The 13,274-nt window shown below is 70.2% G+C and carries 12 protein-coding genes and 2 pseudogenes; 13 read left to right on the forward strand and 1 reads right to left on the reverse strand.

Annotated features, from left to right (window positions below):
- Window positions 1-28: 28 nt before the first annotated feature.
- The 5 genes and pseudogenes from JM949_RS26225 to JM949_RS26245 all read left to right on the forward strand — a co-directional run bounded on the left by JM949_RS26225 (window position 29) and on the right by JM949_RS26245 (window position 5,530).
- Window positions 29-2,571: pseudogene (locus tag JM949_RS26225) on the forward strand (bifunctional FO biosynthesis protein CofGH).
- Window positions 2,572-2,739: 168 nt separating this feature from the next.
- Window positions 2,740-3,018: a hypothetical protein gene (locus JM949_RS26230; RefSeq protein ID WP_203150936.1), complete on the forward strand. Its 279-nt coding sequence runs from the start codon at window positions 2,740-2,742 to the stop codon at window positions 3,016-3,018.
- 51 nt (window positions 3,019-3,069) lie between these two features.
- On the forward strand, window positions 3,070-4,464 hold the full coding sequence (locus JM949_RS26235; protein WP_203150937.1) for a DUF4331 domain-containing protein: 1,395 nt from the start codon (window positions 3,070-3,072) through the stop codon (window positions 4,462-4,464).
- Between the two features lie 18 nt (window positions 4,465-4,482).
- Complete coding sequence (locus JM949_RS26240; protein ID WP_203150938.1) at window positions 4,483-4,812, forward strand: phospholipase; 330 nt, start codon at window positions 4,483-4,485, stop codon at window positions 4,810-4,812.
- 460 nt (window positions 4,813-5,272) lie between these two features.
- Window positions 5,273-5,530, forward strand: a complete 258-nt coding sequence (locus JM949_RS26245; RefSeq protein ID WP_007455784.1) for a WhiB family transcriptional regulator — start codon at window positions 5,273-5,275, stop codon at window positions 5,528-5,530.
- Window positions 5,531-5,602: 72 nt separating this feature from the next.
- Here the strand turns inward: JM949_RS26245 and JM949_RS26250 are convergent.
- Window positions 5,603-6,036 (reverse strand): annotated as a pseudogene (locus JM949_RS26250) (metallopeptidase family protein); the annotation flags it as partial.
- A 152-nt stretch (window positions 6,037-6,188) separates the two neighbouring features.
- Between JM949_RS26250 and JM949_RS26255 the strand changes: the two are divergent.
- From JM949_RS26255 to JM949_RS26290, 8 genes are all read left to right on the forward strand, one after another.
- Window positions 6,189-6,563 carry a DUF3499 domain-containing protein gene (locus JM949_RS26255; protein ID WP_203150939.1) on the forward strand — a complete coding sequence of 125 codons (375 nt, stop codon included), beginning with the start codon at window positions 6,189-6,191 and terminating at the stop codon, window positions 6,561-6,563.
- A gap of 397 nt (window positions 6,564-6,960) precedes the next feature.
- The gene (locus tag JM949_RS26260; RefSeq protein WP_203150944.1) at window positions 6,961-7,704 is read left to right on the forward strand and encodes a DUF5753 domain-containing protein; all 744 of its coding nucleotides are present in this window, start codon (window positions 6,961-6,963) and stop codon (window positions 7,702-7,704) included.
- A complete protein-coding gene (locus JM949_RS26265; RefSeq protein WP_203150940.1) occupies window positions 7,695-7,889 on the forward strand; it encodes a DUF397 domain-containing protein in 195 nt (64 codons plus the stop codon). The genes JM949_RS26260 and JM949_RS26265 overlap by 10 nt, the downstream gene beginning before the upstream one ends.
- Before the next feature lie 511 nt (window positions 7,890-8,400).
- Window positions 8,401-9,384, forward strand: a complete 984-nt coding sequence (locus JM949_RS26270) for a polyamine ABC transporter substrate-binding protein (RefSeq protein WP_309232331.1) — start codon at window positions 8,401-8,403, stop codon at window positions 9,382-9,384.
- A gap of 5 nt (window positions 9,385-9,389) precedes the next feature.
- Window positions 9,390-10,487, forward strand: a complete 1,098-nt coding sequence (locus JM949_RS26275; protein ID WP_203150941.1) for an ABC transporter ATP-binding protein — start codon at window positions 9,390-9,392, stop codon at window positions 10,485-10,487.
- Window positions 10,484-11,341, forward strand: a complete 858-nt coding sequence (locus JM949_RS26280; protein ID WP_203150942.1) for an ABC transporter permease — start codon at window positions 10,484-10,486, stop codon at window positions 11,339-11,341. Before JM949_RS26275 ends, JM949_RS26280 begins: the two co-directional genes overlap by 4 nt.
- On the forward strand, window positions 11,338-12,126 hold the full coding sequence (locus JM949_RS26285) for an ABC transporter permease (protein WP_309232332.1): 789 nt from the start codon (window positions 11,338-11,340) through the stop codon (window positions 12,124-12,126). Before JM949_RS26280 ends, JM949_RS26285 begins: the two co-directional genes overlap by 4 nt.
- Before the next feature lie 255 nt (window positions 12,127-12,381).
- Window positions 12,382-13,101 (forward strand): G5 domain-containing protein, encoded by a 720-nt coding sequence (locus JM949_RS26290; RefSeq protein ID WP_238433918.1) that lies wholly within the window; start codon window positions 12,382-12,384, stop codon window positions 13,099-13,101.
- Window positions 13,102-13,274 lie beyond the last annotated feature (173 nt).

Genomic DNA, 13,274 nt, shown 5'->3' on the forward strand with positions numbered 1-13,274 from the left:
GTGGGTGGGGTGGGCATAGGGTGAACGGATGGTTGATCGCACCGACTCCAGCCCGAGCGACGCGAGTGTGCGGCGGGCCCTGGGCCGGGCCGCCAACGGGCGGGCGCTGGATGTCGACGAGGCGACCGCGCTGCTGTCCGCGCGCGGTGACGCGCTCGACGAGCTGCTCCGGCTCGCCGGGGGGATCCGCGACGCCGGGCTGCGGGATGCCGGGCGGCCGGGTGTGGTCACGTACTCCAAAAAGGTCTTCATCCCGCTGACCCGGCTCTGCCGGGACCGCTGCCACTACTGCACGTTCGCGACAGTGCCGCACCGGCTGCCGGCGCCGTTCCTGGACCGGGACGAGGTCCTCGCGATCGCCGGGGAGGGCGCCGCGCAGGGCTGCAAGGAGGCCCTGTTCACCCTCGGTGACCGGCCGGAGGAGCGCTGGCCGGCGGCCCGGAGCTGGTTGGACGAGCGCGGCTACGACTCGACAGTCGACTACCTGCGTGCCTGCGCGGTCGCCGTGCTGGAGGAGACCGGCCTGCTGCCGCACCTCAACCCCGGCGTGCTGTCCTGGTCGGAGCTGCAACGGCTCAAGCCGGTCGCGCCGAGCATGGGCATGATGCTGGAGACGACCGCGACCCGGCTCTGGTCCGAGCCGGGTGGCCCGCACTTCGGCTCACCCGACAAGGAACCGGCCGTCCGGTTGCGGGTGCTGGAGGACGCCGGCCGGGTCGGGGTGCCATTCACCACCGGCACCCTGATCGGCATCGGGGAGACCCGGGCGGAGCGGGTGGACGCGCTCTTCGCGATCCGTCGCGCGCACCGGGAGTACGGGCACCTCCAGGAGGTGATCGTGCAGAACTTCCGCGCCAAGCCGGACACCGCGATGCGCGGCATGCCCGACGCGGAGCTGCACGACCTGGCCGCCACGGTGGCGGTGGCCCGGCTGCTGCTCGGCCCGAAGGCCCGGATCCAGGCCCCACCGAATCTCATCTCCGGCGAGTACGACCTGTTGTTGCGCGCCGGCATCGACGACTGGGGTGGCGTCTCACCGCTCACCCCGGACCACGTCAACCCGGAGCGCCCCTGGCCGCAGATCGAGGAGCTGGCCCGGCACAGCGAGCTGGCCGGGTTCACCCTGCGGGAACGCCTGACGATCTACCCCGAGTACGTGCGCGCCGGCGACCCGTGGCTCGACCCGCGCCTGCTGCCGCACGTGACCGCGCTGGCCGATCCGACGACCGGAATGGCTGTCGAGTCGGCCATCCCGCAGGGCCGCCCCTGGCAGGAGCCGGAGGAGGTGTTCGGCGGCCGGACCGACCTGCACGCCACCATCGACACCGCCGGCCGGACCGACGACCGGCGGGGCGACTTCGACAGCGTCTACGGGGACTGGGCGGAGGTGGCCGGCAAGGTCGCACCCGAGGCCGCCGCGCGCCGGGCGGGCGTACCCCCGATTCTGGCCGGCAGCGGCGCGGACCGTGACCTGGCGGCCGGGCTGCGGATCGCCGCCGACGATCCGGCGGCGCTGCTCGACTCCCGGCACACCGACGCCGCGCTGGCGCTGTTCGGCGCGGACGGGCCGGCGCTCGACGAGCTGTGCCGGCTCGCCGACGACGTACGCCGGGACGCGGTCGGCGACGACGTCACCTACGTGGTCAACCGCAACATCAACTTCAGCAACGTCTGCTACGTGGGCTGCCGGTTCTGCGCCTTCGCCCAGCGTGAGCGGGACGCCGACGCGTACCGGCTCTCCGTCGGGCAGGTCGCCGACCGGGCCGCCGAGGCGTGGGCGGCCGGCGCCAGCGAGGTCTGCCTCCAGGGCGGCATCGACCCGAAGATGCCGGTCACCGGGTACGCCGACATCGTGCGCGCCATCAAGGCCCGGGTGCCCGGGATGCACGTGCACGCGTTCTCCCCGATGGAGATCGTCACCGCCGCCGCCAAGGCCGGGGTGCCGGTCCGTGAGTGGTTGACGCAGCTGCGCGAGGCCGGGCTGGACACCATCCCGGGGACCGCCGCGGAGATCCTCGACGACGACGTGCGCTGGGTGCTGACCAAGGGCAAGCTGCCGGCCGCCGCCTGGGTCGATGTGGTCAGCACCGCGCACGAGCTGGGCATCCGGTCCAGCTCCACGATGATGTACGGCCACGTCGACCACCCCGGGCAGTGGCTCGCGCACTTCCGGGTGCTGGCCGGGGTGCAGGACCGCACCGGCGGTTTCACCGAGTTCGTGGCGCTCCCGTTCGTGCACACCAACGCCCCGATCTACCTCGCTGGCCTCGCCCGGCCGGCCCGACCTGGCGGGAGAACCGGGCGGTGCACGCCATGTCCCGGCTGCTGCTGCACGGCCGGATCGACAACATCCAGTGCTCCTGGGTGAAGCTCGGTGACGAGGGCACAGTGGCGATGCTCCAGGGTGGCTGCAACGACCTCGGCGGCACGTTGATGGAGGAGACCATCTCCCGGATGGCCGGTTCCGGCAACGGGTCGGCACGTACCGAGGAGCAGTTGCGGGCCATCGCGACGGCCGCCGGTCGCCCGGCGCGCAAGCGCTCGACTGCGTACGGTCACGCCCGGCCCTGACGTCGAACCTTTCCCCGCCGCCGGCCGTATCACGCGGTGCCGGCGGCGGTCGCGGCGAGGACCGCCGCCGGTGTCCCTCCGGGGTCCGGCGATGTCGCTGGACGCGCCGGCTCCGGTCCGTCTCCGCGGGCGCGTTCGCGCCGCCGCCGGAAAGGTTGCCCATGACCAGTGACCAGTGATCAGCGGAAGCGGCAGTGGCCGCGACTGACCCGCCGGCAGACGTTGACCGCCGCGGCCAGCGCCACCCTCGGCGCCGCCGCGCTCACCGTGCCGGGTCTGTCGGCGGCGCAGAACGCCCCCGGCGCGGCCGGTCGCGCCGACGAACCGATCGTCGTGCACCTGCGCGACTCCGAATCCGGAACGATGGACATCTTCGTCGGTGAGGCCCGGATCGAGGTACGCGACCGCAGCCTGGCGGACCGGCTGCGGCGCGCCGCCCGGCGCTGACCCGCCGCTGCACCCCGCCATCCTGTCCCCACCCAGTGAGGTTGGTCCGCCATGTCTTCCCACCGTGAGGCCCCGGAAATAGCCAAGGATCCGGTCGCCGACAGCTCCGACCTGTACGCGTTCGTCAGCCCCGACAAACCTGACACGGTCACGTTGATCGCCAACTACGTGCCGTTGCAGCTCCCCTCCGGCGGCCCGAACTTCTTCGAGTTCGGCGACGACGTGCGGTACGAGATCCATATAGACAACGACGGTGACGGCCGTCCGGATGTCACCTACCGGTTCGAGTTCACCACCGAGATCACCAATCCGAACAGCTTCCTCTACAACACCGGTCCGATCGACTCGCTCGACAGCAGGACCTGGAACCGGCGGCAGTTCTACAGCCTGACCCGGGTGGCCGACGGTCGTGAGCACCGGTTGGCGCACAAGCTGCAGTGCCCGCCGTGCAACGTCGGCCCGCTCTCCACCCCGAGGTACGCCGAGCTGGTGCGGCAGGCCACCTTCTCGCTCTCCACCGGGGAGCGGGTCTTCGCCGGGCAGCGCGCCGACGGTTTCTTCGTCGACCTGGGGGCGATCTTCGACCTGGGCACGCTGCGGCCGTTCCAACAACTGCACGTCGCCGGGAAGAAGATCTTCAAGGCGGAGGGTGAGCCGGTAAACGCCACCGACCGGATGAACGTGCACAGCATCGCGGTGCAGGTGCCGTTGGAGCGGGTGCGCCGGCGTGCCAACCGGTACGGCGTCGGCGATCGGGCGTCGGTGATCGGGGTGTGGACGTCGGCGTCCCGCCGGCAGGTGCGGGTGCTCGGCGACCGGGGTGGCGCGGACACCGCCACCGGCCCGTTCACCCAGGTGTCCCGGTTGGGAAATCCGCTGTTCAACGAGGTCATCGTGCCGATGTCCAAGAAGGACCTGTGGAACTCGCTGCCGCCGGCGGAGGACAAGCGGTTCGCCCAGTTCGTCGAGCAGCCGGAGTTGGCCGCGCTGCTGCCGGCGCTCTACCCGGACGTCTTTCCCAACCTGGACCGGCTGACCAAGGCGAAGAAAGCCCGCGCCGACCTGGTGGCGATCCTGCTCACCGGCGTACCCGCCGGGTTGATCGACGGTTTCACCAACGCCACCGGTGACGTGCAGGCCGACATGCTGCGACTGAACACCGCTATCGCACCGAACCGGCGCCCGGACCGGTTCGGCGTGCTCGGCGGCGACCTGGCCGGGTTCCCGAACGGGCGGCGGGTCGGCGATGACGTGGTGAGCATCGCGTTGCGGGCGATCGCCGGGGCGACGCTGCCGCTGGTTGACAAGACGTTCCGACCGGACGCGGCGGCCGCCGCGGTCACCCCGGGGTTGAGCGCCGCCGATGTGACAGCGCCGTTCCTCGCGAACTTCCCCTACCTGGGTACGCCGTACGACGGGTTCAACAATCCGTCGGCGGCGGCCTGACCGGCGCGGGGAGCGGAAGTGCACGAGCACGCCTACGGGCCGTCGGAGACCGGCACCGTGGTCCTGGAACTGGGCGGTGACACCGGTGCCCTGATCATCTACACCAGCCCTGATCTGCGGGGCCGGGAGATCGAGATCAGTCGGGGCGACGACCGGCGGGTGCACTCGGCGGTGCGGGAGCGCCGGGTGCGCGACGGCTCCTTCCACAGTGCGGTCTATCCCGAACTGCCCGGCGGAATCTATACCGTCTGGTGGGACGACCATACGCCCGCCGGGACGATTTCTGTCCATGGTGGAGAGATAGCCGAGTTCACCTGGCCGAGCAGCGGTTTTGGCGCTCCTGGCTGAGCTCCTCGCATCGGTTTTTCCGCCGCGCCCCGTCCACATCGTGGACGGGGCGCGAGCGCTGTTCGCGGCTCGACGGGCGGTCTGCGCCGCACCGCGTTAACCTGTCCCCCACCAAGATCAGCTTTGGAGTGTGGGGTGTCTGGTGCCATCACGGAGGTGGCCTGTCCGGGGAGCGCCACGGGAGAAAAGTCGAGCAACTCGCCGGAGAGGGCGTTACTCGGCCGGGGTCTGAATCGATAGGGCAGGTTGCGAGGCTGGACGGCCAGAGTGGGCCGGCCGGGGGTGTCGGGAGGGCGACTCCATTATCAAGTTTGGCTTGACGGCGCACGCATTACACGCGTGTAATTTGAATGGGGTTGTTCGCACGGAACGCAACAAAACGGGACCGGACGGACAAGCACGCCTTTCGCGTGGGGGGTTGCAGCGGCGATGACGCCGGTGCGCGACAAGGAGGCATTTGATGGACGGCCAGCTTGAGGTGGCCGACCTGCTCGGAAACGCGCCGGAGTGGCAGGAGCGGGCGTTGTGCTCGCAGACCGACCCCGAGGCGTTCTTTCCCGAGAAGGGCGGCTCGACCCGCGAGGCGAAGCGGATCTGCTCGCGCTGCGAGGTCAAGACCGAGTGCCTCGAATACGCTCTGGGTCACGACGAGCGGTTCGGCATCTGGGGTGGGCTCTCCGAGCGGGAGCGGCGCAAGTTGAAGCGGCGGGCCGCCTGAGCGGTGCGAGGTCAGGGCGGTGGGGGCCGCCCGGCTCGCTTCCCGCCCGGTGCTCGGCTCAGGCGAGTTCGTCGGGTCGACCCCGAGCAGGTTCGCCACCTGTTCGATGATCACGTCATGCACCAGGTCGGCGAGGTCCTCACGGTCCATCGCCCGGAACTCCAGGGGCCGTCGGTACAGCACGATCCGCGGGGGCACCTCCTGCCGGCCCGGGCGGCCGGGCAGCAGCCGGGCCAGCGGGACCTCGCCGTCCTCCAACACATCGGAGTCGTAGACGTTCAGGTCCGGCGGCACGTCCTCGACCGCGAACTCGACTCCGGCCAGCTCCTTGGCGAACCGACGCTCCAGCGTCTCGACGGTGTCCAGGACCAGATCGTCGAAGACCTCGGCCTTGGTCCGCGCCAGCGCACGGTGGCCGGCACCAGCCGCCCACGCAGGCCGCGACCGTGCCGGTCACGATGCGCGCGCCGACCGGAGCCGGGGCGGCGGTGTTCCGGACTCGTCATGAAGCAAAGGGTAGCGCCCGCGCCGGGCCGGCCAGCGGCAGCGCCGCTCCCGTGGCGCGGCGCGCCGGGACGGTCAACTGTGATCACCACGACGGGCGTGTCGCAACGCGAAGCGATGCGCCGGACCCGGTAATGGAGATACCCTGCCGCACGTGAGGTCACCACGGCGCTGCTCCCGTAACGGCTGCCCCCGGCAAGCGGTCGCCACATTGACCTATGTCTACAACGAGTCGACAGCGGTGGTGGGCCCGCTGGCGGCGTTCGCCGAGCCACACACGTACGACCTGTGTGAGCAGCACGCCCGCAGCCTGACCGCCCCGCGGGGCTGGGACGTCGTCCGGCACGAGGGCGAGTTCGAGCCACCGCCGCCCACCACCGACGACCTGGTGGCGCTCGCCGAAGCGGTCCGCGAAGCCGCCCGCCCGGCCCCCCGTCCTCCCGAGGAGCCGCAGGACCGGTCCCACCCCGACCAGTCCCACTCCACCGGCCGCCGAGGCCACCTCCGGGTAATCCCGCCCAACCACTGACCCGACTACCGGCCGGCGACCGACGCGGTCCTGCCGCTCTCGGTCCTGCCGCTCTCGGTCCTGCCGCTCTCGGTCCTGCCGATTTCGGTCCTGCCGTCCCGCCGGTCTCCGCATGATCCACTCGTGTTCCTTGAAGTTGGGGCATCCTGCCGCCCGGGATGCCCCGACATCAAGGAAGCCGAGTGGATCAAGGGGCAGGGCAGGGCGGCGGGACATTTTGGGGGCGGTTGGAGGGCGCTTGCGGGCGTTCCGATACGTCTGACCGCCACACGCCGGTAGACCGCAGACATCGCCACGCAGCGTGGTTAGCATCCGCCGCAGCGTGCACCGCGCGACGTCTCGGTGTGCGCCCGACGGACAGGAGGCGCCGGTGGCGAACGAGGCGTTGCGGGTGGCGATGGCCGAGGCGGGGGAGACGGTCGAATCACTTGCCGCACAGGTGAATGTCGATCCGAAGACGGCGGGGCGATGGCTTGCCACGGGGAGCATCCCGCATCCGCGTACCCGGATCGCGGTGGCCCGGCTCCTGGGCCGGGACGCGGCCGAGCTCTGGCCGGAGCCGTTTCGTCGCCGCGACCTGCCGTGGTTCCGGCCGTGGGCCGAGCTGGAACAGGACGCCACCTCGATCCGGTCCTACCAACCGCTGCTCGTGCCGGGACTGCTCCAGACCGAGGGGTACGCCCGCGCGGTGCTGGGCACCGGTGGGTTGGTCGCACCGTCCGAGGTGGACGAGATCGTCGCGGGCCGCCTCGACCGGCAGGCGGTCCTCGGCCGTGATGACCCACCGCAGCTCGTGGTGGTGATCGACGAGGTGGTGCTGCGTCGGCTGGTCGGCGACCGGGCGGTGATGGCCGGGCAGTTGGCGCACCTGGCGGCGGTCGCCGAGTGGGAACATGTGCAGGTCCGGGTCATCCCGGCCGACAGCCCGTGGCACACCGGGCTGGCCGGGCCGTTCGTGCTGGGCCGGCTGCCCGACGGGACGGAATTGGCGTATCTCGACAACCAGCTCCGCGGGCAGGTCGTGACCGATCCCGTCGACGTCGCTAGCCTGGGACGCAGGTGGGAGAGCGTCACCGGCGAGGCGTTGCCCCGACGCCGGTCGACCGAGCTGATCAGGGAAGTGGCCACGACATGGACATGACCGACGCCCGCTGGCGCACCGCGACCCGCAGCAGCAACAACGGCGGTGACTGTGTCGAGGTGGCAGACAACCTGCCCGGCCGGGTGCTGGTGCGCGACAGCAAGGACCCCGACGGTGGAACCCTGACCTTCCCGCCGACCGCGTGGGCCTCCTTCGTCGAGCTGGTCCGCCAGTCCGAGCGCTGAGCCCCGGCGCTGAGCCCCGGCGCTGAGCCCCGGCGCTGAGCCCCGGTCGCTGATCCACTCGGGTTCACGGAAAGCGCGGCTTCCGAAGCGCCCGGAGAGCCCGACTTCCTGGAAACCGAGTGGATCTAGCTGGGCGACCCCAACCGCCGACCCCAACAGTTTCGAACCAGCCGGGCAAAGAAGCGCAGCGTGACCGGCGACCGCACGGATGGCGATGGACCGGCCCCGTTGCTCTTCTGGTGCTGGGGGTTTGCCATCGTGTCAGGCGTCCACGGCACCGACCCTGAGGAATCGTCATGCGCGCGCCCCTCCGGCCCCTCTCCCGGCGTGCACTGCTCACCGGCACTCTCGGCACAACCGCTCTGCTCACCATGGGCGGCGGCCTCGCCACCGGCGGCCTCGCCGGCTGCGGCACCAAGGCGCCCAACAGACCGAGGCCGGCTGCGTCAGCGACGATCTCTCCGGCACCGAGAAGAAGCTCGCCTTCTCCAACTGGCCGCAGTACCTGGACGTGGACGAGACTGACGAGTCCCGGCGACCCAGCCTGGACGAGTTTGTCAGCAGGAGCGGCATCCAGGTCAGCTACACCGAGGACATCAACGACAACAACGAGTTCTTCGGCAGGGTGCGGAACCAACTCGCCGCCTGCCAAAGCATTGACCGGGACATCATCGTGCTGAGCGACTGGATGGCGGCCCGGATGATCCGGCTCGGCTGGGTCCAGAAACTCGACAGGGCGAAGATCCCCAACGTGCGGGCGAACCTGCTCCCGTCGCTGCTCACCCGCTCCTACGACACCGAGAACCGGATCTCCATCCCGTGGCAGTGCGGCCTCGCCGGGTTGGCGTACAACGGCAACGTCACCAAGGAGCTGCGGACGGTCGACGAGCTGCTCACCCGCCCCGACCTCAAGGGCAGGGTGACCGCGCTCAGCGAGATGCGCGACACCATGGGCCTGTTGCTCGCATCGAACGGGCACGACCCCGCCAACTTCACGGCCGCCCAGTTCGACGACGCGCTCAACAAGCTCAGGAAGGCTGTCGACTCCGGGCAGATCCGTCGGTTCACCGGCAACGACTACGCGCCCGACCTGGCCAAGGGGGACATCGCCGCGTGCATCGGCTGGTCCGGCGACGTCATCCAACTGTCCAGTGCGGATGCCAAGGTGCGGTTCGTGGCGCCCGACTCCGGCGCCATGCTCTACAGCGACGACATGTTGGTGCCCAACAAGGCCGCCCACCGGGGCAACGCCGAAGCGTTGATCAACTACTACTACGAGCCGGCGGTCGCGGCGAAACTCGCCGCGTACGTCAACTACATCTGCCCGGTGCGGGGCGCCCAGGCCGAGATGGAGAAGCTCGACCCCGAGCTGGCGGCCAACCCGTTGATCTTTCCCGACGAGGCGCTGCTGTCCAGGTCCACGATGTTCATGGCCCTGGACGAGCAGCAGGAGCGGCAGTACGAGGCCAAGTTCCAGCAGGTCATCGGGGCGTGACGGGGATGGCGCGCGAGACACCGGCCGGCGACCTGCGGCTGGCCAACCTCACCAGGCGGTTCGGCGCTCTCTCCGCGGTCGACGATCTCAGCCTGACCGTCGGGCAGGGCTCGTTCTTCGCGCTGCTCGGCGCGTCCGGCTGCGGCAAGACCACCACCCTGCGAATGATCGCCGGTCTGGAGGAGCCGACCAGCGGCCGGGTGCTGCTCGGCGACCGGGACATCACCGCACTGCGGCCGTACCGGAGGCCGGTCAACACCGTGTTCCAGAGCTATGCGCTCTTTCCGCACCTCAGCGTCTTCGAGAACGTCGCCTTCGGGCTGCGTCGGCGCGGCATCCGCCCGGTCGACGGCGAGGTCACCCGGATGCTGTCGTTGGTGCAGCTCGACGGGTACGGCAGCCGCCGTCCCGCCCAGCTCTCCGGCGGCGAGCAGCAACGGGTCGCGCTGGCCCGTGCGCTGGTCAACCGGCCGCAGGTGCTGCTGCTCGACGAACCGTTGGGCGCACTCGACCTGACCCTGCGCCGGCGGATGCAGGTCGAGCTGAAGCGCATCCAGACCGAGGTCGGGGTCACCTTCGTGCACGTCACCCACGACCAGGAGGAGGCCATCACGATGGCCGACACGGTCGCGGTGATGAACGCCGGCCGGATCGAGCAGCAGGGCGCACCGGCCGACATCTACGAGTTCCCCGCCACCGCGTTCGTCGCGAACTTCCTCGGCCAGTCCAACCTGCTCGCCGGCGAGGCCGCCGGCGTCAGCGGCGGCGACGTCGTGGTGACCGCGCAGGGCGCGCGCTTCTCGGTGCCCGTCGGCCGGGCCCGGGCCGAGCGCGGTCCGGTCCAGCTGGGGGTACGCCCGGAGAAGCTGCGTCTGGTCGGCTCCGCCGACCAGGTGCCCCAAGGACATCAGCACGTCACCGGTGTGGTCACCGACGCCTCCTACCTGGGGGTCAGCACCCAGTACCTGCTGCGCACCGGCTGGGGCGCCGAGCTGTCGGTGTTCGTGGCCAACAGCGGAACGTCGACGCCGGTGCCGGTCGGCAGCACGGCGGCGGCCTGCTGGGATCCTCGGCACGCGTTCCTGCTGAGTGCGTCGTCGTGACCCGGCTGGCCCGGCACCGGCTCCTGCCGTACCTCCTGTTGCTGCCCGGTACGGCCTGGCTGCTGCTGTTCTTCGGGGTGCCGCTGGCGCAGCTCGCGGCGGCCAGCCTGTACGACCCCACCGGCTCGCTCTCCACCGGCTACGCGATGACCTGGGCCCTCGGCAACTACCCGGACGTGGTGCAGGCGTACTGGCCGCAGTTGTCGCGCTCGTTCGGTTACGCCGGGCTGGCCCTGGCGCTGGCGTTGCTGCTGGGCTATCCGCTGGCATACGCCATCGCGCGAAAGGCCGGCCGGTGGAAGAACCTGCTGTTGGTGTGTGTCGTCGCGCCGATGTTCACCAGTTTCCTGGTCCGCACGCTGGCCTGGAAGACGATTCTGTCGGACAGCGGTGCGCTGGTGGGCCTGCTGCGCGACGTGCACCTGCTCGCCCCGGACGGACGGCTGCTGGCGACCCCGTTCGCGGTGGTGCTCGGTCTCACCTACAACTTCCTGCCGTTCCTGGTGCTGCCGCTGTACGCGAGCCTGGAGCGGCTGGACCACCGACTGCTGGAGGCGGCCAGCGATCTGTACGCGAGCCCGGTACAGGCGTTCCGTCGGGTGACCCTGCCGCTGTCCCGGCCCGGCCTGGTCGCCGGCACGCTGCTGTTCTTCATTCCGGCCAGCGGCGACTACGTCAACGCGGAGCTGCTCGGCACACCGAACGAATACATGATCGGCAACGTCATCGACTCGGCGTTTCTGGTCCGCCTGGACTATCCGCAGGGTGCCGCGCTGTCGTTCCTGCTGATGGCGGTGATCCTCGCGGTGGTCTTCGGCTGTCTGCGTCGAGCTGGCACCGAGGAGGTGTGGTGAGGCTCTCCCGCTGGCTCGCGGACCGGTGGCTGATGATCGTGGCGTTGCTGGTGCTCGGCTACCTGGCGTTGCCGGTCCTGGTGGTGGCGGCGCTGTCGTTCAACCGGCCGTCGAGCCGGCTCTCCTACGACTTCGGCGAGTTCACTGTGGACAACTGGCGGCAGCCGTGCGCCACCTCGGAGATGTGCGACGCGATGCTCCGCAGCGTGCAGATCGGCTTTCTCGCCACCGTGGTCGCCACCGTGCTCGGTACCCTGATGGCGTTCGCGCTGGTCCGGCACCGCTTCCGTGGCCGGTCCGGGATCAACGTGTTGGTCTTCCTGCCGATGGCCACCCCGGAGGTGGTGCTCGGCACGTCGCTGCTGGCCCTGTTCGTCGCCGCCGGGGTGCCGCAGGGCTTCTGGACCATCGTGGTCGCACACGTGATGTTCTGCGTTTCGTTCGTGGTGGTCACCGTCAAGGCACGGCTCGCCGGGATGGACCGGCGGCTGGAGGAGGCCGCGATGGACCTCTACGCCAACGAGTGGCAGACCTTCCGGAGGGTCACCCTGCCGCTGGTGCTGCCCGGCATCGTGGCCGCCGCGCTGCTGTCCTTTTCGTTGAGCTTCGACGACTTCATCGTCACGAACTTCACCGCCGGCACCACTGTCACGTTCCCGATGTACGTCTGGGGCGCCGCCCAGCGGGGCATCCCACCGCAGGTCAACGTCATCGGTACCGCGATGTTCGTGGTCGCGTTGCTGCTGGTCGGGATCAGCTCGCTAGGTCGCCGGCCCACCCGCTGACGGCATCTCGACAGATCGTCCGGCACCGGCGGACACCGCTGGCGAAACTGGTTGCTGCGTAGCCTTCTGCGGCTTTTGTGGGTGCTGGCACCCGCACTATCGGCCCTGCCCGCTCGGCCTGGAGGGTCACCGCGAATGTCGACTCGTCGCCCGCGGTAGCGCCACCGATCCTTCCGGTAGAGCGAAAGGCGCAGGTGACGAGCGCGATGGCGGATATTGCGGACGGTGTTTGCGACGACACTCATCGCCGTGACGATGCAACCACCACAGAATCCGAGACCGAACTGGTTCCGCCGAGCCAGCCCCGCCAGCCGGGCCGCCGTCATCCTCGGCTCGGTGGCCCTGTCGATCCTGCTGCTCTGCTGCACCGGCACCGCCATCGTCGGTGCGCTGAAGGGCGAGCCCGAGTCGACCCGGACCGGCACCGCCGCCGAGCAGGCGCAGCAGCCGGTCGTGGCGGCACCCGCCGAGCCGACCGAGGAGACTCCCGGGCCGGCGGTGTCGCCGGTCGCGGTTCCGTCCGACCCGCCCCCGCCTGGCCCGTCCACCGCGGCAGCCGCGCCGGTGGTGCGGGTGACCACAGTGACGGAGAAGGCCGCGATCCGGTACGGCGAGCGGACCGTCAGGGACTCGTCGTTGGCCGAGGGCAAACGGGTCGTCCGGACCAGGGGCGTGAACGGTGTCCGCACCCTGACCTACGAGGTGACCACCACGGACGGGGTGCGGACGGCCAAGAAGCTGGTCACGTCCGCGGTGACGAAGCAGCCGGTGACCCAGGTGGTCGCCGTCGGCACCAAGAAACCGCAGTCGTCGAGGTGCGACCCGAACTACAGCGGCTGTGTCCCGATCGCCAGCGACGTCGACTGCGCGGGCGGCAGTGGCAACGGTCCGGCCTATGTGAGCGGCGTCGTGCGGGTCGTCGGCGACGACATCTACGGTCTCGATCGCGACAACGACGGCTACGGGTGCGACTGAACCTGAGTCGCACCTATCGGTGCCGCGTCACCCGCCTGGAGCCTGCTCCGGTGAGAGCGGTATACCTGTGAGGCATAAATATGGGTCTTGTGACGTGTCTGTGGGTGGGTCGGCGCGTCGTTGATGGCGCACGCCGTTGTCCTGCCTAGGTTCTGGCTTGTCGAAGGTCAGAA

The sequence above is a fragment of the Micromonospora tarensis genome (assembly GCF_016803395.1).
Classification (GTDB): Bacteria; Actinomycetota; Actinomycetes; order Mycobacteriales; family Micromonosporaceae; genus Micromonospora; species Micromonospora tarensis.